The 22,756-nt window shown below is 40.0% G+C and carries 21 protein-coding genes and 1 other RNA gene; 19 read left to right on the forward strand and 3 right to left on the reverse strand.

The annotated features are described in order from the left end of the window. Positions 1–634 precede the first annotated feature (634 nt). From ACED20_RS09955 to ACED20_RS09985, 7 genes are all read left to right on the forward strand, one after another. A complete protein-coding gene (locus tag ACED20_RS09955) occupies positions 635–2,047 on the forward strand; it encodes an APC family permease (protein WP_378104377.1) in 1,413 nt (470 codons plus the stop codon). Positions 2,048–2,733: 686 nt separating this feature from the next. Further along, positions 2,734–3,174 carry a GPW/gp25 family protein gene (locus tag ACED20_RS09960; RefSeq protein WP_294201342.1) on the forward strand — a complete coding sequence of 147 codons (441 nt, stop codon included), beginning with the start codon at positions 2,734–2,736 and terminating at the stop codon, positions 3,172–3,174. A 26-nt stretch (positions 3,175–3,200) separates the two neighbouring features. Further along, complete coding sequence (locus ACED20_RS09965; RefSeq protein ID WP_378104379.1) at positions 3,201–5,078, forward strand: type VI secretion system baseplate subunit TssF; 1,878 nt, start codon at positions 3,201–3,203, stop codon at positions 5,076–5,078. A gap of 308 nt (positions 5,079–5,386) precedes the next feature. Further along, complete coding sequence (gene uvrA / locus ACED20_RS09970) at positions 5,387–8,218, forward strand: excinuclease ABC subunit UvrA (protein WP_378104382.1); 2,832 nt, start codon at positions 5,387–5,389, stop codon at positions 8,216–8,218. 9 nt (positions 8,219–8,227) lie between these two features. Then, complete coding sequence (locus ACED20_RS09975; protein ID WP_294201346.1) at positions 8,228–8,827, forward strand: hypothetical protein; 600 nt, start codon at positions 8,228–8,230, stop codon at positions 8,825–8,827. Between the two features lie 77 nt (positions 8,828–8,904). Next, complete coding sequence (locus ACED20_RS09980) at positions 8,905–9,339, forward strand: hypothetical protein (protein WP_294238158.1); 435 nt, start codon at positions 8,905–8,907, stop codon at positions 9,337–9,339. 204 nt (positions 9,340–9,543) lie between these two features. Continuing rightward, positions 9,544–9,951, forward strand: coding sequence for a hypothetical protein (locus tag ACED20_RS09985; protein ID WP_378104386.1), 408 nt, complete (start codon positions 9,544–9,546; stop codon positions 9,949–9,951). A gap of 253 nt (positions 9,952–10,204) precedes the next feature. Here the strand turns inward: ACED20_RS09985 and ACED20_RS09990 are convergent, their stop codons facing one another. Then, complete coding sequence (locus ACED20_RS09990; RefSeq protein WP_294309000.1) at positions 10,205–10,768, reverse strand: hypothetical protein; 564 nt, start codon at positions 10,766–10,768, stop codon at positions 10,205–10,207. 344 nt (positions 10,769–11,112) lie between these two features. Between ACED20_RS09990 and ACED20_RS09995 the strand changes: the two genes are divergently transcribed. Together ACED20_RS09995 and ACED20_RS10000 are read left to right on the forward strand one after the other, a co-directional pair. Beyond that, positions 11,113–11,391 (forward strand): hypothetical protein, encoded by a 279-nt coding sequence (locus ACED20_RS09995; protein ID WP_378104388.1) that lies wholly within the window; start codon positions 11,113–11,115, stop codon positions 11,389–11,391. A 112-nt stretch (positions 11,392–11,503) separates the two neighbouring features. Beyond that, positions 11,504–11,692 (forward strand): hypothetical protein, encoded by a 189-nt coding sequence (locus tag ACED20_RS10000; protein WP_294230236.1) that lies wholly within the window; start codon positions 11,504–11,506, stop codon positions 11,690–11,692. Between the two features lie 78 nt (positions 11,693–11,770). Here the strand turns inward: ACED20_RS10000 and ACED20_RS10005 are convergent, their stop codons facing one another. Then, positions 11,771–12,085, reverse strand: a complete 315-nt coding sequence (locus tag ACED20_RS10005; RefSeq protein WP_294201352.1) for a DUF4286 family protein — start codon at positions 12,083–12,085, stop codon at positions 11,771–11,773. Positions 12,086–12,233: 148 nt separating this feature from the next. On the opposite strand from ACED20_RS10005, the gene gyrA reads away from it, so the two are divergent. The 6 genes from gyrA (at position 12,234) to ACED20_RS10035 (ending at position 19,670) form a co-directional block, all read left to right on the forward strand. Then, positions 12,234–14,846 carry a DNA gyrase subunit A gene (gyrA, locus tag ACED20_RS10010; RefSeq protein WP_294230229.1) on the forward strand — a complete coding sequence of 871 codons (2,613 nt, stop codon included), beginning with the start codon at positions 12,234–12,236 and terminating at the stop codon, positions 14,844–14,846. Positions 14,847–14,877: 31 nt separating this feature from the next. Beyond that, positions 14,878–15,915 (forward strand): tetratricopeptide repeat protein, encoded by a 1,038-nt coding sequence (locus tag ACED20_RS10015; RefSeq protein WP_378104390.1) that lies wholly within the window; start codon positions 14,878–14,880, stop codon positions 15,913–15,915. A gap of 888 nt (positions 15,916–16,803) precedes the next feature. Further along, complete coding sequence (locus ACED20_RS10020) at positions 16,804–17,640, forward strand: 1,4-dihydroxy-2-naphthoyl-CoA synthase (protein ID WP_294201360.1); 837 nt, start codon at positions 16,804–16,806, stop codon at positions 17,638–17,640. 66 nt (positions 17,641–17,706) lie between these two features. Further along, entirely contained in the window at positions 17,707–18,636 is a 930-nt protein-coding gene (gene menA, locus ACED20_RS10025) for a 1,4-dihydroxy-2-naphthoate octaprenyltransferase (RefSeq protein WP_294312232.1), read from the forward strand. Between the two features lie 21 nt (positions 18,637–18,657). Continuing rightward, positions 18,658–18,966: a hypothetical protein gene (locus ACED20_RS10030; RefSeq protein WP_294312233.1), complete on the forward strand. Its 309-nt coding sequence runs from the start codon at positions 18,658–18,660 to the stop codon at positions 18,964–18,966. A gap of 17 nt (positions 18,967–18,983) precedes the next feature. Further along, positions 18,984–19,670, forward strand: a complete 687-nt coding sequence (locus tag ACED20_RS10035) for a metal-dependent hydrolase (protein ID WP_294239764.1) — start codon at positions 18,984–18,986, stop codon at positions 19,668–19,670. A gap of 98 nt (positions 19,671–19,768) precedes the next feature. Here ACED20_RS10035 and ffs read toward each other — a convergent pair. Continuing rightward, positions 19,769–19,866: signal recognition particle sRNA small type (gene ffs / locus ACED20_RS10040), an RNA gene on the reverse strand. A gap of 131 nt (positions 19,867–19,997) precedes the next feature. On the opposite strand from ffs, the gene ACED20_RS10045 reads away from it, so the two are divergent. The 4 genes from ACED20_RS10045 to ACED20_RS10060 all read left to right on the forward strand — a co-directional run bounded on the left by ACED20_RS10045 (position 19,998) and on the right by ACED20_RS10060 (position 22,710). Further along, entirely contained in the window at positions 19,998–20,597 is a 600-nt protein-coding gene (locus tag ACED20_RS10045; protein ID WP_295212357.1) for a DUF4199 domain-containing protein, read from the forward strand. Between the two features lie 17 nt (positions 20,598–20,614). Then, a complete protein-coding gene (locus ACED20_RS10050) occupies positions 20,615–21,565 on the forward strand; it encodes a glycosyltransferase family 2 protein (RefSeq protein WP_294239759.1) in 951 nt (316 codons plus the stop codon). 1 nt (position 21,566) lies between these two features. Further along, positions 21,567–22,268, forward strand: coding sequence for a GIN domain-containing protein (locus ACED20_RS10055; RefSeq protein ID WP_294239757.1), 702 nt, complete (start codon positions 21,567–21,569; stop codon positions 22,266–22,268). An 85-nt stretch (positions 22,269–22,353) separates the two neighbouring features. After that, entirely contained in the window at positions 22,354–22,710 is a 357-nt protein-coding gene (locus ACED20_RS10060; protein ID WP_294198086.1) for a four helix bundle protein, read from the forward strand. The last annotated feature ends 46 nt before the right edge of the window (positions 22,711–22,756 follow it).

The following is a 22,756-nucleotide window of genomic DNA, read 5'->3' on the forward strand; positions in this document are numbered from 1 at the left end:
CCGAATCTCAAAATGCAAAAATTAATGATAAGAGTTGTTTACTATTTATTCGATAATTTTTTACAGACTCTTGCTTAATGGTTTATCCAAATAAAAAATCTTATTCATAATAGTAAGAAATTCAGTTTATTGAGCTGAAAAAAAATAAAAAATCAATACATGATTTAAATTAAAGTAATGAGAGGATACTTATTAATTCTTCAGTGTTAGTGGGATTTCGATATAATAAAGGATTAAAAATTTGATATTTAAACTATTATATTTATCAATAGGAGCGGACTTTAGTCCGCTTTATTAACGCACACGCAAAAACGGCTTTAGCCAAAAATTATGATAGGTTTAGGTTAAAGCCGTATTATCAGATATCATATAGTAAAGAGTTCCTTTCAACTGGCTCAGGATAACATTAGTTATTTCGATTGATATTATACTTTTACATCGAACCCACGTTAATATTGAAGCTATAAACAGACTTGGAGTTATCTGACTTTTAGCATGCAAATTTAAATGATATTAATTTTCTTTGCCCTGACAGGAAAAACTTCTGGCACCCAACCTTCGTCTTTTAACCTATTTTGCAACAAAACAGAAAAGCAATCCTATAATTATTTATATTTGGAACCTATAATTACATATGCAGAAAAAACTAAAACTTTGGGATGCCATTATGCTGGTGATGGGTTCTATGATCGGAAGCGGGATTTTTATTGTGTCCGCAGACATGATGCGGAACCTCGGTTCAGGACTCTGGATGATCGCCGTGTGGGTAATCACGGGAGTGATGACGGTCGCAGCAGCCATCAGCTATGGTGAACTTTCAGCCCTATATCCCAAAGCAGGCGGGCAATATACCTATCTCAAAGAGATCTTCGGAAGGAGAATGGGTTTTCTTTATGGCTGGGGACTCTTCACTGTGATCCAGACAGGAACCATTGCTGCCGTAGCCATGGCCTTCGGGAAGTTCACCGCTTATCTGGTTCCTTCTTTAAATAACGCAGCCCCGATTTTCCAGAGCGGGGAATTCATGATTACCTGGATTCAGATTCTGGCCATTGCCGTTATTATTTTACTCACTTATATAAACACAAGAGGTGTTGAAAGCGGAAAACTGTTACAGAATGTTTTTACGGGTTCAAAAATTGCGGCTTTGCTGGGACTTATTGCCGCCGGATTTATTTTGGTCGATTTTTCCCACCTTGCGGAAAATTTCAGTTTCGGATTTGAGTCTTTCAGCAACCTTAAAAAAGACCCGTTGGGAAATTTCCTTAAAGAGGGTTGGGAACCCATCGGCGGAATGACTCTGCTGGGCGGTATTGCCGCTGCAATGGTCGGTTCCGTATTCAGCTCTGTGGCTTGGGAAAGCGTGACTTTCGTATCAGGAGAAATAGAAAATCCAAAGAAAAATGTCGTAAAATCGATGATCTACGGAACTTCAGCCGTAATGATTTTATATATTGCCGTCAATTATGTGTACCTGAATGCACTGGACCGGGATTCCATCGCATTTGCCGAAAACGACAGGGTAGCGGTAGCCGCTTCACACTTTATCTTCGGAAGTGCAGGAACAGCCATTATTGCGGTTCTGGTCATGGTTTCCACATTCGGCTGTAATAACGGGCTGATCCTTGCCGGAGCGCGGGTGTTCCAAACGATGGCCAAAGACGGAATGTTCTTTAAACAGGCTGAGCAGAACAACAAAAATGCAGTTCCTGCCAATGCGCTCTGGATGCAGGGCGTCTGGGCTTCGCTCCTCTGCCTGAGCGGACAGTACGGAAACCTGTTGGACATGATTTCTTTCGTGATTGTTTTATTTTACATGATTACGGTTTTCGGGGTTATTTATTTAAGAATCAAACAGCCGAATCTGGAAAGGCCGTATAAAACATGGCTGTATCCTGTTACCCCGATGATTTACCTTTTGATCGGAACAGGATTCTGTATTTTACTGTTGATCTACAAACAGCAATATACCTGGCCCGGCTTCCTGATGGTTCTGCTGGGACTGCCGGTCTATTACTTCATCAATAAAACGAATAAAGCGCAATAATTTCAAAGCTGTCCGGATCCGGGCAGCTTTTTTGATTAATGTTGGAAAGCGTTAGGGCGCAAAACATTTCTAAAATAAATTGAATAGAAATACGCAAAGATTTTATCTCCGATAAAATTGAGTTCTGCTGATTTAAAAAAATAAAATTTAAGATAAGTATTAGCGGTATAAAGATTTGACAGCCAAATTCCTGGCATCTTTCAGTAGCATGACAATCTTATTCTCTTGCATCCTCGCGCATCACCAACAATCATCAAACCAATAATTAAATACCTTAACCGAAATTCCCCTCCGAAATCGGAGGGGTGTCAAAAATTCCACAGGAATTTTTGACGGGGTGGTCTTTAGAGTGAATGGTGAATAGTCAATCCGCTTCGCTCGTGAATTTTAGGATGACCGAAAACAATTTTTAACCATTGACTATTGACCATTAATCATTAACGTATTGACAGGATCACAAATGACAAATAGTCACCCTGCTTTACTTGTCAATTTTTCCCACAATAAAAATTCACCATTCATATGCAAAGCAAAATTCACCATTGACCATTAACCTGCGCAGCAGAATTCACCATTGCCCCAAGAAATTTTCCTTTCCGCCATTCCTTTTCTCACGAAAAATGATTAAATTGGTATTTCCTTTTCAGGTAATTGAATGATAAAGGAAAAACAAAGAAGTTGATATCATGGATACACCAAATTACAGAATGCCTTTTGTTCCGGCAGCACTCATGACGGAAGGGGGAAGCATTGATACCTGCGATATGGGTGAAAGCATTGCCCATAACATTATGCTGCTGATCACCACCAAAAAAGGTGAAAACAGATATGATGAAAATTACGGAAACGACGTCTGGAACCTTGAGTTCGATAACGGGATTACCAGCGCCGTATGGGAAGCGGTTTTCATTAAAAGCTTAAAAAGGCAGATCCAGGAATACGAACCCCGCATCGTACAGCCGCAGATCGATGCCCATATTCAGATAGTAGAACACAGCTACGATACCAAAGAACACACTGAAATCAAGAAGAAAGTAAAAATTGCCATCAACGCAAAAATGGAACATTCCGGGGAACGGTTCAGTTTTTCCACGGAACTTTTCCTGAGCCCGATGTCGATCGATTAATTCTTTACACCACAATCACACCATTTATGAATTTAGACCAGAATATATATTCCAAAGAATCGGTAAAAGCGAGAATGCTTCAGAATGCCACCAAAGTCTGGGGACTGAAAAGCCCGCAGTCGCTGGACCCGTTTGTGAAATTACTGATCGATGCCTTCAGCACGGAAATTTTTAAAGCCAATAACGAGATACAGACCGTAAATGCCAGGATCCTCGAAAAGCTGGCCAAGCTGCTGACACCATCCATTTATACCCATCCGATCCCGTCTCATGCCATTGCTTTTACGCAGCCATATGAATCTTCGGAGATGCTGCTGGACCATACCGAATTCTTTTTCAAAAAGCAGATGACCTCTACTATAAAATCGGAATCCGATAAACAGATCAATATCCCGTTTACACCCATCGGAAACGTGCGTATCAATAAGGCACAGACTTCCATTATGTTTGTCGGGAATACCTGTTATGGAATAGACGACCGTCTCAATAAGATCCCGATCGCCAGGTTTCAGGGAAGGCCGGAAGATTACAGGAAAGTCACCATTGGAATCGATGTTTCAAAATATACCCACGAAACCTTTCCTAAAAATGTAAGCGTATACTGCTCGAATCCCGCTTTTGAACATCTCGATTTTACTTACAACCTTTTGCCCTACATCGCGGTGTCAAGCAATGGAAATCCTTTATTTGTAAAAGAAGGGCTGACCTATTACAAAAGCACCCAGCCCGACGGCTATGAGCAGATGTTCCGGGAACAATCCATTCAGAATAAAATCATTGAAGACGTTAAAAGCATTTACCATCATAAATTTATCGAGATCTCCGGTATTTCAGCATCCTTGTTTTCCAAGCCGGGAAAGCTTCCGGATAATCTTGATTTTGTTGATTATAAAGAGGAGATCACAAAGTACATCGATGGAAAAAAGTACCTGTGGCTGACCCTGGAGTTTCCGCCCCAGTTCTCAGCAGAGATTTTAGATAACTTTTCTTTTGTGCTGAATGCTTTTCCCATTTACAACCGGGGATGGAAAAAAACGGAATACAGCCTGGACATTATGGGCAATAATATTCCGCTGGTTACGGATGAAGGCGAACACTTCCTTTATGTGGACGAGGTGCAGGATGGGGAAGGGCGACGATACACTGAAATTCCTTTTACTCCAAATGATGATCTTAGAAAAGGGCTGTACACTGTGAGAAAAGGAGGAATGGAACGATTCACCAACCGGAATGCGGTGGATATGATCGCGAATGTGCTGGAACTTACGAGGGATGAAATCGCAGCATTTTCACTTTTGAACAGGGATAATGTAAAAGGTGTCCTCAGTGAAATGTCCGACAAGATGAAATCGATGGTGCAGAAGGTCAACAATGCTAAAAGGAACGCAAAACAGGAATTGAATTACGTTATCATGGAGCCCGTAGATAAAACAGATCATACGTACGCGGCATTTTGGATTACCCATGCCACCCTTGCCAATCATCTTCGCCCGGGAACGGAGCTTTCCAATCAGTTGAAATCCCAGACATTGGTATTGCTTACGGAAAGTATCGGCGGCGCGGAAGAGCAAAAAGGAACCGACAGTATTCAGGCCTATAAATATGCTTTGACAACCAGAGATAAAATCATTTCCCTGGAAGATGTGAAAAACTACTGCAGGATGGTTTTAAAAGATGAGCTGAAAGAGGTAAGGGTTACCCGTGGCACCATGATCAGCAACAAACCGAAAGAAGGTTTCATCCGGACTGTAGACGTGGAGATCGTTCCGCAGAACTATTCTTTCTACGGAAGGGCATACTGGGAAAATATGGCCAATGTTCTCAGGAACCAGATTGTCTCAAAAGCCATCGACGGAATCGAATACCGGGTTAAAGTTACCAATGAAGATCTGGATTTTAATTGATCTTTTTTTAAACCAATAAGATTTCGTGGGAAAATTCCAAAGGTTGAGGTGGGCCTGCGTTGAGCATAAAGATTATTTTAACTTAGAACAACAACTTTCAATGCTTCTTGATGGTTTTCATTTTTATGGCATAAAACTGGCGTAACATATTTGCCGGTAATCGTTGTGCAATGTGGTTTTGAGATTTAGATAGTACAGGATCGCTCTCTTTACTTCAAGAGAAATTCCTAACACTTTTTAACATCGGAAATTCCATAAAATTCCGTAATTTTGCACATCGTGATTTTCTGGTAAAATCACTCCAAATTATGAGTAAATCAACAGAATATATTGAAGTTTACGGAGCCCGTGAACACAACCTTAAAAACATCAACGTCAAGATACCACGCAATGAATTGGTCGTCATCACCGGACTTTCCGGAAGCGGAAAATCATCTCTGGCTTTCGACACTATTTTTGCAGAAGGCCAGCGCCGTTACATTGAAACCTTTTCTGCCTATGCAAGACAGTTTCTTGGCGGGCTGGAACGTCCCGATGTCGATAAGATCGAAGGACTGTCTCCGGTAATTGCCATCGAGCAGAAAACCACCAATAAAAACCCGCGTTCAACGGTAGGAACCGTTACGGAACTTTACGATTTCCTTCGTCTTTTGTTTGCAAGGGTATCCGATGCCTATTCACAAACGACCGGAAAAAAACTGGTAAGTTATACGGAAGATCAGATCCTGCAAACCATTAAAGAAAATTACAAAGGCGAAAAGATCATGCTCATGGCTCCGGTAGTAAGAGCCAGAAAAGGGCATTACCATGAACTTTTCGTACAGATGGCCAAGAAAGGGTACGGACAGGCAAGAATCGACGGCGAACTGCAGGATATTGAATATGATCTGAAACTTGACCGTTATAAAACCCACGATATCGATATCGTGATCGACCGTTGGATCATCGGCGAATCGGCTTCCGAAGCCAGGATGGAAAAATCGCTGCGTACGGCCATGGAAATGGGGGAAGGCCTGATCGGGATCCAGAAACTCGGAAGCACGGAGATTGAATATTTTTCCAAAAACCTAATGGACGCCGAAACCGGGCATTCATTAGCTCTGCCGGAACCGAATACGTTTTCGTTCAATTCTCCGAAAGGAAGCTGCCCGAGCTGTAAAGGATTAGGAACAATCAAAAAGATCAATACGGATTATTTTGTAGACAATCCGAAACTTTCGATCAATCAGGGAGGTTTATTGCCGCTGGAAGATCTGAAATCCAATAAATGGATTATTGCTCAAATTAAAAATATCCTGGAGATCTTTGGGCTGAGCATGGCTACGCCGATGAAAGATGTTCCGGAAGAAGCACTGGACTATATCTATAATGGTTGCCATAAGGAATTTAATAAAGACCTGAAATACGCAGGAATTACCAAAAAAATCAAGATCAGTTTCGACGGCCTCATTCCTTTCATGGAAGAAATTATCGAGGAAAGGGAATCCTACGAAGCGATATTGCTGGAAAGGCATTTTACAACCGAAGAAACCTGCCCGGAATGTAAAGGTACCCGTCTTCAGCCTTCAAGTTTAAGTTTTAAGATTGACGGAAAGAATATAGCTGAGGTCAACGCTTTAAGTCTGATTGATCTTAAAGAATGGTTAGCTGACATTAAAGATAAATTCTCAGAGAAAAATGCCATTATCGCTTATGAAATTTTAAAGGAAATCGAAACCAGGCTCCAATTTCTGCTGGATGTCGGGTTGGATTACCTGAGCCTGAGCCGGAGTTCCAGGACGCTTTCAGGAGGGGAGTCCCAAAGGATTCGTCTGGCTACGCAAATCGGATCGCAGTTGGTGAACGTTTTGTATATTCTGGACGAACCGAGTATTGGCCTTCACCAGAGGGACAACGAGCGGTTGATCAATTCATTAAAAAACCTCCGCGACATCGGGAATTCTGTCCTGGTGGTGGAACACGACAAAGACATGATCCTGGAAGCTGATGAGGTGCTGGATGTCGGTCCGAGAGCCGGAAAATTCGGTGGGGAGATTTTGTGGCAAGGCAAACCGAAAGATCTGTTAAAAGCCGATACCATCACCGCTCAGTACATTAACGGAAAAAGAAAGATCGAAGTTCCTGCGGAAAGACGCAAAGGAAACGGAAAACATATCATTCTGAAGGGAGCGACGGGAAATAACCTGAAAAACGTAACCCTGGATATCCCTTTAGGGAAACTGGTAGTGGTTTCCGGTATTTCAGGAAGTGGTAAATCCTCCCTGATCAACGGAACATTGTATCCGATCCTCAACAAGCATTTTTACAGAGCGGTGCAGGAACCTCTGCCATATAAAAAAATCGAAGGTCTTGAACACATCGATAAAATCGTGGATGTCGACCAGACGCCTATCGGAAGAACACCACGTTCCAATCCTGCTACCTATACCGGGATGTTTACGGACATCCGGAACCTTTTTGCAGAACTGCCGGAATCTAAGATCCGTGGGTACAAGCCGGGAAGATTCTCATTCAATGTGAAAGGCGGAAGATGCGAAACCTGTCAGGGCGGTGGTCTGAAAGTCATTGAAATGAACTTTTTACCGGATGTTTATGTACATTGCGAAACCTGCAACGGAAAACGTTTTAACCGGGAAACCCTGGAAGTCCGCTACAAAGGAAAATCGATTTCCGATGTTTTAGATATGACGATTGATGAAGCGGTGGAATTTTTCCAGCCGATTCCGAAGATCTTTTCAAGGGTTAAAACTTTGCAGGATGTCGGGTTAGGTTATATTACCATGGGGCAGCAGTCTACCACGCTGTCCGGAGGGGAAGCCCAACGGATCAAGCTGGCGACCGAACTGGCCAAAAGACAGACTGGAAATACCTTATATATTCTGGATGAACCAACCACCGGGCTTCATTTCGAAGACGTGAAAATCCTGATGGACGCTATTAATCAATTGGTAGAATTAGGAAATTCCTTCATTATTATTGAGCATAATATGGATGTGATCAAACTGGCCGACCACATCATTGATGTCGGTCCCGAAGGCGGAAAACATGGCGGCCAGATCGTCGCCCAGGGAACACCCGAGGAAATCGTGAAATCGAAGAAAAGCCTGACCGGGAAGTTTTTGAAGCGGGAGCTTGAGTAATATTTAAAGATGGAAACATTAACACAAAAGGACGGACGGAATTCAAAATATTTTGAAATTCAGGAGGATGGGGTTTTTGTCAAAAATAATTTTACAAAAGAAATAAATGAATATAAAGTTTATTTTCCTGATATTCAATTTGATGAAGCTGTGTTTAGGAAAAAGAAAGATCCTGTTTTGATCGGAATCGTTATTTCAATGCTTTTTAATTCGATATTATTAACTATTGTGATCAATGAAGGATACCAGCTGTCTCAAAAGATGGGCATGATTGTATTTATAGCCGCATTGTTTCCTTCTCTTATTGTTACGGCACTATGTAATAACGAATTCAGAAAGGAGAATGCTAAAAGTATTACGGCTTCCAAACCACTGATTTTTTCTTATACAAAAAAAGAAATGAGCGAAGTAGATCGTTTTATATCAAATATAAAAGAAAGTAAAAAACAATTTTTCCTGAAAGAATATTACAAGGTAGATAATCTGATTCCTGTTCATACACAGATAAGCAGAATTCATTGGCTGTATGAGATGAAATATATTAGTGAGAGTGATGCAAGATTCATCATTGATGAACTGGAAAATAAAAGAATTATCGAAGGACTTTAAAATACGAACTTAGTTATAGAAAAGAATTTGTGAAAGCAGATTCTTTTTTTATTTTCATACATCTAAACTAACCAGCTATGAAAAAACTCATCATCTCTAATTTCATCTTTCTCTTGCTTCTCAATTTACTTTTAGCAGTCAAAGAATATTTATTTATGATCTACAATGTAAATTCAGGATTTGATGATCTCACCTATTTTCATAGAGATGCTGAAGGTTCTTTTGGCTTTGGGGTTTTTAGAGTTTCATTCTGGTGGATTATTTATTTCCTGCTTTTTTCGTTAATAGGGGCATCAATTTTTAATTATTTAAAAAATAGGCTGAAAAGATCAATGCTGCTGATTTTGCTTGTAACGCTTCAGATTTTGCTGTCTTACTCAGTTAATCGACTGATTTTAATGAATGTTTTTGGCTTTTTTAAGATCGAAAATATTCTGTTCTCCGTTCTATGCGTTTTTATTTTCTGGTATTTAGTAATATATAAAGGTAAAGCGTTCTTAGTTAAAAAATAGGTTTTTCTAGTCTATTCACTGTAATATAACACTTCCAATATTAAATTTTGTACTTATTTTAAAAATTATCATATTGGAAATCAAGTATTTAAATTTTAATGTTAACTGAATGTTAACCGAATATGAATTTAGTATTAATATTTTTAATAAATTTGGTTAAGAAATAAAAAATAACGGTAATATAATATTTAAAACCAAAGACTTATGAAAAATAAAATTCAGATATATATCGTTTCCTTATTTGCTTTCGGATGTATGACAATGATGAATACAGCAAAAGCGCAAACCAATACCGATAATACCATTCAGGAAATTCAGCTTAGTAAAAGCGATACTTTTAATGATATCAGAACCCGTTTGATGGATAACTTCGATTTTACCAATACCGATTATAAGCAGGGGATAGTGAACTCTATTGTTAAGTTTGATATATCTAAAAAGGGAAAAATTGTAAATGTACATTCCAGTGGCGATTGCAAAAGCGTAAGCAAAGAGATTGAAATGGTTTTAAGCGAACTTGATTATAAAGTAGACCGCAGTAAACTTAACGATAATAATCTGGTTGCATATACTTATGTAATGCCTGTAACGGTAGAAATTGACAACAGATAAAAAACATTCATAAATTTTTGTACAAAGCCATGCAGATTCTGTGTGGCTTTGTTTATTTACAGCGAATTTCCGATTGTTCAATGCCTATAATTGCAAAGGCTGCCTGATGGTGGCAGCCTTGTTCTATATAATTTTGATGGTATATTTATTTAAATAAAAAATTTTACGGAGATAATATAATCAGCGGTTGTTTTTGAAAGAAAAAACTTCGGTATACTGAATCCCACTTCCAGCCCATATATTCTTACTTATCCTATTTAAATTCTGCACGAAGATCATTCAGTCTTGTCTTCAGATCTTTCACCTGTGCTATCTTATCAAAAGTGATGTTGTCGATTCTCCATGTGTTGCCAGGGGAATTGACCAGATGTACGTTTTCAGACCATTGTATTTTCGGTGAAACGGAAGCGTTTTCAAATCCTACAGTTACGTCGGCAATCTTTACTTCCGGCTTTAAATCTCTAATCTTTATGGAATTGATTTTATATTGGGTATATCCCTCATAAAGGCTGGTAAAAACCGATCCTTCCAAAATGAGAGGTTTATCTTCCGGATGTGCACTTTTCCTGATACGTTCCATATCTTTTCTTGAAGCACTGATGATTTCCTCAATTTCATTTTTGATTTCCGGAGTGAATACATCTTCTGCAATAGGTTTGCTGTAAAGGGTTTCACTTGATTTACCATAAGCCTCATAAAACTTTTCCAGCACTTTACTTATTTCGGCATCCGCGCCTGTTACATTAGGTCCGGCATCTTTTTTCGTACAGCTGAAAAGAAAAAGAAAAACACTCAGGCAAAAAAATAATTTTTTCATGGTAAAACTAGGTTAAATGATTTAAAATTGTGAAGTTACAAACGGAAAATTACTTGAAGCCAAAAGTAAGTAAAATTCTGCACAGTATGAGATCCATAAAATAAATATTCTTGAAATTATGGAATATGGGCAATTGATCGTTTTTATTTTGAAAGATTAGTGCCTTTTAGTAAAAATCAGGAATCCTTTTGAAAAAGAAGCTGATGAATAATAATAAACACCAAGCTGTATTATAAATTCAAAAAAGTAATAAAATTCCTTAAAAAATGTGAAAAATTTATCCGTAAAATTTTATCGGCATCGCTATTGCTGCATTTCATCTTGTAATTTGAAAATAATATATTATGAAGGTGCTTACTAAATTTTTAGGATTACTTGTTTTTGTTTTTTCCCTGGCGTATTCCCAGGCTGCGCCGGTCCAGTGGGGCTATGGTCGTGGCCACGGACCGAAAAAACATCATTACCATAGACCGCACAGGCCACATTACAAGAAAGTGAAATACCGCAGGCCACCCGGACATTATTATAAAAGGCACTATTACAGGCCTGTAAGACACCTTTGCTACTCAAGGCCTCACCGGGTTTATTACAACAGACCTGTGGTGGTTGTAAGACATCGATAGAGACATCATTAGCGCTGACGAAGATTCAGTGATTTTTTTATTGGATTTGCCTTAAAAAATAACATTGGCATTGCCATTGATTACTATATACCGAATCAAAAAATAAAATGATATGAAATCTTTACTTAAAATTTTCGGAGCCTTTGTTTTGGCGTATGCAACCAGTGCCTGTCATCCGCCACCAAGACCGCCGAGACCGCCGGAACCTCCAAGAAGACCCCATGGGATGATGGACAAAAATTTCGACAGTGCCCAGACAGATCTTATTTTTGACAGAAAATCGATGAATAAGAAATCATAACGAATGAAAATTCCCGGAACTTTTTGCTCCGGGAATTTTTTAATAGTTTTATAACCTTTGTTTCAATCTCAGGCTTATTTACAATTTCATCTTCTTCGGGTTCAGGAAAGTATTAAAGATCATGACTTCCTGACCGAATTTCAGTTCGACCCTTTCTGCAATATTCTCCATTTCGCTTTTAATAAAATCTTCGCGAAGTTCATCATTTTCAAAAATAAGAAGAAGGTTGTAATTCTTACCTTCCTCAATATAGTCGCTGTGTACCTCTGAAAGGATATACTGGCTGACATCCATCAGGTTTTCCGTCATCAAAACCAGGGTTTCATCCATGTAATTTTGCCATTCTTCCAGACGGTTTTTCGTACAGTGAAAAGTTATGCTTAATACGCTCATATTTTTATGAATTTTTAAGATTCTTTGGATAAATTTTACCGCAAAAATCGACAAAATTTTCGTAAATTAGCCCGTTATTAAAAAAGGGAAATAAATAATTTTCAGACGTACTTTTAAGGGTCTGAATATCATTATAATAAATTTGTTTATGCAAAAAGAAGGAGAAAGACTGATTCCTATCAACATTGTTGATGAAATGAAGTCGTCTTATATCGATTATTCGATGTCGGTTATCGTTTCAAGAGCGCTACCCGATGTAAGAGACGGCCTGAAACCCGTTCATAGAAGAGTGCTTTACGGTATGTATGGATTAGGGGTTTTTTCTAATAGAAAATACTTAAAATCTGCGAGAATTGTTGGAGACGTTTTGGGTAAGTATCACCCGCACGGAGACTCCTCTGTATATGATGCGATGGTAAGGATGGCTCAGGACTGGAGCCTCCGTTACCCTCAGGTAGACGGGCAGGGAAATTTCGGTTCCATGGATGGTGACCCGCCTGCAGCCATGCGTTATACCGAAGCAAGACTGAAAAAGATTTCCGATGATATCCTTTCCGATCTAGACAAGGAAACGGTAGATTTCCAGAATAACTTCGACGACAGTTTACAGGAGCCAACGGTTTTGCCTTCCAAAATCCCTAACCTGCTGGTAAACGGAACCTCCGGTATTGCTGTAGGAATGGCCACGAACATGGCGCCGCACAACCTTTCGGAATCGGTGGATGCCATCTGCGCTTATATCGACAATAAAGAAATTACCATCGATGAGCTGATGCAGCACATCATTGCTCCGGATTTCCCTACCGGCGGAATCATTTACGGTTACGACGGAGTAAGGGATGCTTTCCATACCGGAAGAGGAAGAGTCGTGTTGAGGGCCAAGGTTGCTTTCGAAGAAATCGGAAACAGGAATGCCATCATCGTAAATGAAATTCCTTACCAGGTAAACAAAGCGGAAATGATCGCCAGAACGGCAGAGCTTGTTAAAGAAGAAAAAATTCCGGGAATTTACGAAATCAGGGATGAATCGGACAGAAGCGGGCTTCGTATCGTTTACGAATTGAAAAATGATGCGATCCCAAATGTAGTCCTGAACTTATTATATAAATATACGGCACTTCAGACTTCTTTCAGTGTAAATAACATTGCGTTGGTTCACGGAAGACCGGAACAACTGAACCTGAAAGATATCATCCACCATTTCGTGGAGCACAGGCATGAAGTAATCGTACGAAGAACACAGTTCGAGCTCAGAAAAGCAAAAGAAAGAGCACACATCCTGGAAGGATTCATGAAAGTGATCGGATCCCAGGATGCTTTGGACAAAGCCATCTCCATTATTCGTCACTCTTCCAATCCGCAGGCTGCGAAAGAAGGACTTATTGAGGCATTTGAACTCTCCGAGCTTCAGGCGCAGGCTATCCTTGATCTCCGTCTGGCCCGTCTTACCGGAATGGAGCTGGATAAGATCCGTGATGAATACGATTCGATCATGAAAGAAATTGCTGATTTGGAAGATATCCTGGCCAACGAACCGAGAAGATTCCAGATCATCAAGGATGAATTAATCGAAGTAAAAGAAAAATATGGCGACGAAAGAAGAACGGAAATCGATTATTCAGGCGGTGAAATGTCTATCGAAGACATCATCCCGAACGAATCCGTAGTGCTTACGATATCCCATGCCGGATATATCAAAAGAACTTCACTTTCCGAATATAAAATCCAGAGCAGGGGTGGTGTAGGAAATAAAGCGGCCACCACACGGGATGCCGACTTCCTGGAGTACATCGTTTCAGCTACCAACCACCAGTATATGCTGTTCTTTACCGAAAAAGGAAGATGTTACTGGCTGAGGGTATTTGAAATTCCGGAAGGTTCCAAAACGGCAAAAGGAAGAGCCGTGCAGAACTTAATTAACATCGAACCGGACGATAAAATCAAAGCATACATCAGAACCAATAACCTGAAAGATTCCGAATATGTAAACCAGATGAGCGTTGTGATGGTAACCAAAAACGGTACGATCAAGAAAACATCGCTGGAAGCCTATTCCAGACCAAGGGTAAATGGGGTAAATGCTATCGAAATCAGGGACAACGACCAATTGTTAGGGGCTTACCTTACCAACGGAACATCTCAGATCATGATTGCGACCAAAAACGGTAAATGTATCCGTTTCCCTGAAGAAAAAGTAAGGGAAGTAGGAAGAGGATCTATCGGGGTCCGTGGAATCAGCATGGATGAAAACGACGAGGTAATCGGAATGATTGTTGTGAATGATCTGGAAACTGAAACCGTCCTTGTAGTATCTGAGAAAGGATACGGTAAGAGAACCGCCGTACTGGATTACAGGGAAACCAACAGAGGCGGAAAAGGGGTAATCACCCTAAACATTACCGAAAAGACCGGAAACCTGATCGCTATCCAGAACGTAACCGACGAGGACGGATTGATGATCATCAATAAATCCGGCGTTGCTATCCGTATGAATATGGATGAAATGAGGGTAATGGGTAGAAATACACAGGGCGTACGACTTATCAATCTTAAGAAAAATGACGAAATTGCAGCCATTGCAAAAGTAGAAATGGATAAGGATGTTGAAGAGGAAATTACCGAAGACGAAGGAGCTGAAGTTACGAATGATGAAGGAGTATCGGCAGTTGCAGAACTTTTCCCTGATGATAATGCTGAAGCACCGGAAGATCAACAGAACGCCGATGCGCAGACAGATGGTCCGGATTCTGAAGAAGAATAAATAAAATATCAATTAATATAAAATAGTGATTATGAAAAAGCTGATTTTAGGTATCGCTTTCGTAGCATCTGCCTTTGTTTTCGGACAGAAAGATGATGTTAACGCTAAGCTGCAGGAAGCCAATAAAGCTGCAATGGATGCATACAATGCTAAAAACTATGCAGTGGCAGCACCTAAGTTTATGGATGTTTATAACCTCCTGAAAACAAGCGGGCAGGACAATAAAGTATATATGTACTATGCAGGATTGAATTACGCACTGGCAAATGACATTCCTCAGGCGACCAAAATATATACCGATTTGATCAATTCCGGATATACCGGTGTTGAAACCACTTATACCGCAAAAGATAACAAAACCGGACAGGTAGCCAGTTATGATAAAAATACTTGGGAACTGTTAAAGAAAACTTCATCAAAAGATTATACGGATTTTAAAACCGAGCAATCTCCAAGTGTTGAGCAGGATTTATACGAAACCTTATCAACCTTATTGCTGAATGCTAAAAAGAATGATGAAGCTTTAGCCATCATTGAGAAAGGATTGGCAAAATTCCCTAACAGTAGTAAGTTGAAAGAATACCAAGGGAGTGCGCTGTATGCATCAGGTAATACCGATAAATTCATGCAGAACCTGAAGGAGCAGTTGGCTAAAAATCCTAATGATGCTACCAATTGGTATAACTTAGGTGTGCTTCAGTCAAAAAATCCGGCGACGGCAAGCGAAGCAATGACTTCTTTCCAGAAAGCCATCGATTTGAAGCCTGATTTTGCAAACGCTTACCAAAACCTCGTGTACACTGCCATCGGTGATGATGAAAAAGCGGTAACTGAGATCAATGCTTTAAGAAAAACCAAGCCGGACGATGCTACCAAATTAATTGAAGCCAGAAAGGAAAGGTTCAGCAAAGCGATCCCTTATGCCGAAAAATGGTATCAGGCTATGCCGAATGACATCAATGCCATTCAGACATTGAAAGATATGTATAACACCACAAGGAATACGGCTAAATTCAATGAAATGAAAGCTAAGGAAGCTGAACTTCAGGCAAAGCAGCCAGCTAAATAATTTTTGAATACCCAAAAATATATCTTAAGAACCGGAGCAGCAATGTTCCGGTTTTTTATTTAAAGTTTAAGATTCAAAGTCTAAAGTTCAGCTTATAAAAATTGAATTAAAGTATTTTGATCAATTTGAAGCCTATATGATTTTATAAATTTTGCGGTCTTTTATAAGTGAAAAAGTTTATGCCGAGCCTGTCGAACTAGCTTTGTGAAACTTACAATGTTCAGTAATAAAAAACTTGGTATCCTCTACGTTCAAAGTTGCGTACAATAAATTTATATTTTTCATCAATAATCATAAACCTTTGTGGTCTCTTATAAGTGAAACGGCTCTGTGAGACTTAAAAACGTTTTGCATTCAAAAAAAGCTGTGCTCTCCGTGTTCAAAATTTCAAATTAAAAATAAAAACATGCAGAATGCAGGATTCGGAATGGGATAATATCCACAGCTGTCATTTGCTGAATATAAACTGAAAGTTTACGAACGTAGTTCAGCTTTTGCGACCGGAAAATCTGCAGTTCGTGTATCAACTATTCTTCGCGTCTATAGCGTTAAAAAGTTCTTAGGCTTAAATTCCTCCTTACTCATCTATATTTGTGATCTCTTGTGAGTGAAACGGCTTTGTGAGACTTAAAAACGTTTCGCATTCAAAAAAAACTCCGTGGGCTCCGTGTTCAAAATCCGGAATTTCATTGCAAGACAAATTCCATCTCTAATTTTATATCCGAAAACTTTCTCAGCAATCATTTGAAGCTGAACCTGCTCAGTCCTTCATTCGGCCCCCCCCTGATGATCCGGCATGAAAGAACCGGAAATTTTCCGGAGGAATCCCCTGAAATCCATGTTAAAATTCTTTCCAATTCCGTATCTTTGGGGAAAATTATTATAAAAATGATCGAGTGGAAAACCGCCAAAGAATACGAGGATATTACATACAAAAAATGTAATGGGGTAGCGAGAATCGCTTTCAACAGACCGGAAATCCGTAACGCTTTCAGGCCCAAAACAACTTCCGAATTATATGATGCTTTTTACGATGCGTATGAAGATCCTTCCATCGGGGTGGTTCTGCTTTCCGGAGAGGGACCAAGTCCTAAGGACGGAGGCTGGGCATTTTGTAGCGGGGGAGATCAAAAGGCAAGAGGGCACCAGGGGTATGTAGGAGAGGACGGAAGGCACCGTTTAAATATTCTTGAAGTTCAGCGACTGATCCGTTTTATGCCGAAAGTTGTGATCGCGGTAGTACCGGGATGGGCTGTAGGCGGAGGACACTCGCTTCATGTGGTTTGTGATTTAACCTTAGCCAGTAAAGAGCATGCTATCTTTAAGCAGACGGATGCCGATGTAACCAGTTTCGATGGTGGTTACGGTTCTGCTTACCTGGCGAAAATGGTCGGACAGAAAAAAGCCCGCGAGATTTTCTTTTTAGGGAGGAACTATTCTGCTCAGGAAGCTCTCGAAATGGGAATGGTAAATAAAGTGGTTCCTCACGCCGAACTGGAAGATACCGCTTACGAGTGGGCCCAGGAAATTCTGGCCAAATCGCCGACATCCATTAGGATGCTTAAATTTGCCATGAACCTTACAGATGACGGTATGGTAGGCCAGCAGGTTTTTGCCGGTGAAGCGACGCGGCTTGCATACATGACTGAAGAAGCCAAAGAAGGAAGAAATGCATTCCTGGAAAAAAGAAAGCCGGACTTCGGAGAAAATCAGTGGATATCGTAAAATCTAAGTAATAGGTAATCAGCAATTTTTATTACTGGTTACTTATTGCCCATTACTCATAAAACTATGACGGATTGGATAAAGGCCGCAAGGCTTAGAACATTGCCGCTTTCCTTAAGCGGAATTATCATGGGATCTTTTATTGCCCGGTGGAGACTTTACAATGAAGGCGGAACCTGGGACTGGAGGATCTTTGCACTCGCCTTGGTGGTGACTTTACTTTACCAGGTACTTTCCAACTATGCCAACGATTATGGCGACGGAATCAAAGGAACGGATACCAAAAGAGCAACCGAAGCGGAAGCCAGAGCCGTAGCATCGGGGAGAATTACAGCCAGACAGATGAAAAATGCGGTGATCTTATTTTCCGTATTGTCTTTTGTAGCCACCGTTGCGCTTTTATATCTGGCGTTTGTGCCGGATTATATGAAGGAATTTTATATCTTCATTGGTCTTGGTATCGCCTGTATTCTTGCAGCCATCGGCTATACGGTAGGTAAAAAACCTTACGGTTACATGGGGTTGGGAGATATCTTCGTATTTGTCTTTTTCGGATTGGTTTCCGTTTGCGGAAGCTATTTCCTGTTTACCAAATCGTTCAGTTGGGACGTATTATTGCCTGGAGCGGCCATTGGTATGATGAGCATGGCGGTACTCAACCTGAATAACATGCGGGATATTGAAAGCGACAAATTATCCGGGAAAAACAGTTTTGCCCTTCGCATCGGCTTTAAAAAAGCGATGATTTACGAAATGGTGCTGCTCAACCTTCCTTTGATTTTCATTCTGATGTTCTTAGGCGTAAATGGATTTTTCCAGACGCAGAATTACTACGTGTTTATTGTCATGATCCTAATGCTTCCTTTAATGCGGATCAGAAGAAATATTATGACGGTAAAGAATCCCCGTGAGCTTGACCCCTTTTTAAAGCAGGTGGGAATGATTACGTTGATGATCGCTGTGCTTACGGCAGCCGGACTTAATCTTTTCCATTAGGTATAAACCATAAAGCTGGAAATGAGAAATAAAATCGATAAAATGGCTTCTTATCTGTCGGTAATTGTTTCTGCAGGATTTTTCCTCATTTTAATAAAAGAACTGCTGTTTGAAGGGCTTTTGTTGTCAGAAATTGCAGTAACGCCTGTTATTTTAGGAATAATTCTAACGGTTGATCTGATTGTTTCTTATCTGATCGTAAGACAAAAGATGAAATCCAATATTTTTATTCTTGTCTTTCAGTGTCTTATCATCACGTACTGTTTGTATCTGATTTATTATTACAATATCGGGATGCCGGTAAAAATTGAACAAGTTATAACTCCATAAATTTTAAAATCAATTAAATGAAAATACAATACTTAGGACAAAACTGTTTTTTGTTCACCTATAAAGACAAAACAATCTTATCCGATCCTTTTTACAATTATAAAAAAGCCGAATCCGGATTTGATATCGCGGCCCAGAAAATCGATTATATTTTACTGACACACGCCCATGGAGACCACATCGCCGATGTGGAAGAAGTGCTGCAGCATCATCCTGAAGCAACCCTCATTGCTGTGCCGGAGATCTGCGGATATTTTAAAAATGCAAAAAATACGGACGATGTGAACCTGGGAGGATCGGCAAAGATCGATGATCTTAAAATTTCCATGGTTCCGGCGCATCACACCAGCTCGTTCCCGGACGGAAGCTATGGCGGCGTTCCCGTTGGATACATTTTCAGGCTTCCTGAAGGCAGAAACCTGTATATGGCAGGAGATACCGGAGTAATGGCCGATATGGAGCTGTTTCCGAGGTTATATGGTAATTTAGACCTTTCCATTCTACCGGTAGGAAGCCACTATACAATGTGCCCTAGGAAAGCTGCTTTTGCAGCAGCCGAATTATTAAAGACTCCAAAGGTAATCGGATGCCACTTTGATACGTTTCCTGCCATAGAAATCAACCATGAAAGTGCCATGAAGCATTTTGCAGATAAAAACGTAGAACTTGTTTTACCAAAACTGGGTGAGGAGTTCGAATTTTAAATAAATGTTGAAAGGTAATTTGAAAATAGAAATGCTGAAGGGTTTAAAAACAAAAAAAGATAATTCTCAAATTACCTCTCTTCACTTAAAACCAAAAAAAATGGCAAGCTACCTAAATCACACCGCTACGACCAATTACCTTTGCTGCGTTCCCACCCTGGAGGATTCTCAGGAGCTGGTTGTTTAGGACTTGCCGTGGCAAAGGTAGGAATATTTTACAAAACTCAAAACATTATTAAAGAAAATTAACTGAAAAAACTGGCTGTTAAAGGTAGTTTGCTGAAATTCAGCCTGATAATTTTTCAGAAATTTTCTAAAAATTTAGATATGACGAAAAGCACTTCCACATTAGGAATTTTACTGTTTGGCGCTACGATGATCGTTTTTTTCGTGGTGTATTACTTCTTCTCAGGAGTTAACTATTTTGATATTTCACTGAAAGCCAATGCTTTCGTTTTACCTATTATTTATGCAGGAACCGCATTCTGGTCGGTAAAATCCTACTGGAGCAGCCATCGGGTGGTAAGCTTTAAAGATGCCTTTAAAAGGTCATTTGTCCCGATGTTTATAGGAGGAATTCTATCCGTTTTCAGTATTTATTTATTTTTAAATTTTGTAGATACCGATGCCAAAAAGCTACTGAATTATCAGTACGTGACCCGCCAGAAATCTGAAATGGATAAGGAATATCAGTCGGCAAGAAAAATCTTAAAACATCAGAAAGACATTGATGAGCTGGATCAGAAGTACAAAGAAAGGCTTCCGAGTTTCTCTCCGGATGCCGTTAAAGGAAAAGATATGCTTACAGTAAGTCATTTTTCAGGATATTTTGCGGCAATACTTATATTTTACGTAGTTTTGTCATTGTTTTTCGGAGCGTTTTTCAGAACAAAAACAATCTATCAGGAAGAGCAGAATCAAGAATAATTTTTTATTAAAATTAAATGAATTTATCAATAGTTATTCCGTTACTGAATGAAGAGGCATCGCTGGAGGAGCTTTTTTCCAGGATTGATAACGTTTGCCGGTCAAACGCGCTGTCCTACGAAATCTGGTTTGTAGATGACGGAAGCACGGATTTGTCGTGGAGCATTATAGAAAACCTTAAAGTTCAGCATCCTCAGATCCACGGGATTAAATTTTCCAAGAATTACGGGAAATCCCAGGCGCTTCATGCCGCTTTTGAACGCACCAATGGTGATGTAATTATCACAATGGATGCTGATTTACAGGATTTTCCGGAAGAAATACCGGAACTCTATGCGATGGTCATCAATGAAAATTACGACATCGTTTCCGGCTGGAAAAAGAAACGTTTCGATAATGTGATGACGAAAAATGTGCCTTCCAAGCTGTTCAATGCAGCGGCGAGAAAGGTTTCAGGCGTATACCTTCACGATTTCAACTGCGGATTAAAAGCCTATAAACGACAGGTCGTAAAATCGATTGACGTCTATGGTGATATGCACCGGTACATCCCGGTTCTGGCCGCCAATGCAGGATTCAGAAGGATTACGGAGAAAGAGGTTCAGCACCAGGCGCGTCCTTACGGAACATCTAAATTCGGGACCGAAAGATTCATCCGGGGCTTCCTGGATCTGGTAACCCTTTGGTTTGTCAGCCGTTTCGGAGGAAGGCCGATGCATTTCTTCGGAGCCGTGGGAACCCTGATGTTTATTGTCGGTTTTCTTTCGGCACTCTGGCTGGGCATTTCCAAGCTGATCGATGTGGCCAGGGGAATCTACGGGCACCTGATTACCAACAATCCATGGTTCTTCATCGCTATGACCATGATGATTATGGGAACCCTGCTTTTCGTAGCCGGATTCTTAGGGGAAATGATCATCCGGACGAATCGTGAGCACAAGAATTACAATATTGATGAAGTAATCTGATATGAAGAATATTTTTTATGTCGTTGCCATTCTTGCTCTGGTTTCCTGCGGAAAAATTTCTCCGAAAGGAAACATCGAGCGGAAAGACGTGGATGTTCCCGAATTTGTAAACCTCGATCTGGAAGGAAAGTTCCGGGTGTTTTATGCAAGAGGAAATAAGAACTTCGTGGAAATAGAAACCTACCCGAATATCGCGGATAACCTGGATGTTGAAGTGGATGATAAGACGTTAACCATCAAAGAAAAACGCGGAACGAAAGGCGTGGATTTTTATAATGTCACGATTTACTCCAAATACAATCTGGAAAAGGTATCCATTTCCGACTCGGTAGAGATGAACATTTCAAGTGAAATTAAGACCGATAATTTTAGGCTTAATTTAAAGAATTTCGCTACTTTTATGGGTTCGGTAAATACAAGAAGGGCAGAAGTGGAAATGCTGAACCGCAGCAGGGCCAACTTTTTGGGCCAGACCAAAGACGCGGTGATCAAAATCGCCGATACGGCAAGCCTGATCGCCCCTTACTGGAAAATCGAAGACCTGAAGATCAATTCCAAAAACGGAAATTATGCAGAAGTGAATGTCAAAGATTCCCTGAAAGGGCACGTTCAGAATACCGCAAAATTTATTTATTATAATGATCCGATCCGGGCGTTCAAGATCGATAAAGATACCAGGGTGGAGAATAAGAAATTGGAATAAAAGCTGGATGAGGGATGCTGGAAGCTGGAAGTCGGTCAGTACTCTGCATTTATTTAAAACACAAACATATCGAAAAAAATTGCTCATGAGTTTTAAGTTTGAGAAACTGATTATATGGCAGAAATCTATGGAATTCGGAGAGGGAATTTTCAAGGTTTCCAAAGATTTTCCTAAGGAGGAACTGTTTAATCTGGTTTCACAGATAAGAAGAGCTTCTGATTCGATTGCCTTGAATATTTCTGAAGGAAGTATTCTGCAGTCAAATTCGGAATTCAGAAAATTTCTGGGATATTCGATCCGTTCTTTAGCCGAAGTAGTAACGTGTTTATACAAAGCCAAGAACAGAAAATATATTACAGAAGAAGATTTTAGTAATTTTTATAATCAAAGCTATAATCTTATGAACCAAATTATAGCATTTAGAAATCAAATAAAAGGATAATAACAGGCTGGAAATGGTTTTGAAGCTGGAAGACTTCCTGCATCCA

Source organism: Chryseobacterium sp. sg2396 (genome assembly GCF_042610505.1).
Taxonomy (GTDB): domain Bacteria; phylum Bacteroidota; class Bacteroidia; order Flavobacteriales; family Weeksellaceae; genus Chryseobacterium.

Excerpts from the sequence above, each read along its gene's own strand:
- ACED20_RS10050 (WP_294239759.1), top strand. The coding sequence starts at position 20,615 with ATGAATTTATCAATAGTTATTCCGTTACTGAATGAAGAGGCATCGCTG.
- menA (WP_294312232.1), top strand. The coding sequence starts at position 17,707 with ATGACGGATTGGATAAAGGCCGCAAGGCTTAGAACATTGCCGCTTTCC.
- ACED20_RS10035 (WP_294239764.1), top strand. The coding sequence starts at position 18,984 with ATGAAAATACAATACTTAGGACAAAACTGTTTTTTGTTCACCTATAAA.
- ACED20_RS09955 (WP_378104377.1), top strand. The coding sequence starts at position 635 with ATGCAGAAAAAACTAAAACTTTGGGATGCCATTATGCTGGTGATGGGT.
- ACED20_RS09985 (WP_378104386.1), top strand. The coding sequence starts at position 9,544 with ATGAAAAATAAAATTCAGATATATATCGTTTCCTTATTTGCTTTCGGA.
- ACED20_RS10000 (WP_294230236.1), top strand. The coding sequence starts at position 11,504 with ATGAAATCTTTACTTAAAATTTTCGGAGCCTTTGTTTTGGCGTATGCA.
- ACED20_RS09960 (WP_294201342.1), top strand. The coding sequence starts at position 2,734 with ATGGATACACCAAATTACAGAATGCCTTTTGTTCCGGCAGCACTCATG.
- ACED20_RS09965 (WP_378104379.1), top strand. The coding sequence starts at position 3,201 with ATGAATTTAGACCAGAATATATATTCCAAAGAATCGGTAAAAGCGAGA.
- gyrA (WP_294230229.1), top strand. The coding sequence starts at position 12,234 with ATGCAAAAAGAAGGAGAAAGACTGATTCCTATCAACATTGTTGATGAA.
- ACED20_RS10020 (WP_294201360.1), top strand. The coding sequence starts at position 16,804 with ATGATCGAGTGGAAAACCGCCAAAGAATACGAGGATATTACATACAAA.
- ACED20_RS10005 (WP_294201352.1), bottom strand. The coding sequence starts at position 12,085 with ATGAGCGTATTAAGCATAACTTTTCACTGTACGAAAAACCGTCTGGAA.
- ACED20_RS10030 (WP_294312233.1), top strand. The coding sequence starts at position 18,658 with ATGAGAAATAAAATCGATAAAATGGCTTCTTATCTGTCGGTAATTGTT.
- ACED20_RS09990 (WP_294309000.1), bottom strand. The coding sequence starts at position 10,768 with ATGAAAAAATTATTTTTTTGCCTGAGTGTTTTTCTTTTTCTTTTCAGC.
- ACED20_RS09995 (WP_378104388.1), top strand. The coding sequence starts at position 11,113 with ATGAAGGTGCTTACTAAATTTTTAGGATTACTTGTTTTTGTTTTTTCC.
- ACED20_RS10045 (WP_295212357.1), top strand. The coding sequence starts at position 19,998 with ATGACGAAAAGCACTTCCACATTAGGAATTTTACTGTTTGGCGCTACG.
- ACED20_RS09975 (WP_294201346.1), top strand. The coding sequence starts at position 8,228 with ATGGAAACATTAACACAAAAGGACGGACGGAATTCAAAATATTTTGAA.
- ACED20_RS10015 (WP_378104390.1), top strand. The coding sequence starts at position 14,878 with ATGAAAAAGCTGATTTTAGGTATCGCTTTCGTAGCATCTGCCTTTGTT.
- ACED20_RS09980 (WP_294238158.1), top strand. The coding sequence starts at position 8,905 with ATGAAAAAACTCATCATCTCTAATTTCATCTTTCTCTTGCTTCTCAAT.
- ACED20_RS10060 (WP_294198086.1), top strand. The coding sequence starts at position 22,354 with ATGAGTTTTAAGTTTGAGAAACTGATTATATGGCAGAAATCTATGGAA.
- ACED20_RS10055 (WP_294239757.1), top strand. The coding sequence starts at position 21,567 with ATGAAGAATATTTTTTATGTCGTTGCCATTCTTGCTCTGGTTTCCTGC.
- uvrA (WP_378104382.1), top strand. The coding sequence starts at position 5,387 with ATGAGTAAATCAACAGAATATATTGAAGTTTACGGAGCCCGTGAACAC.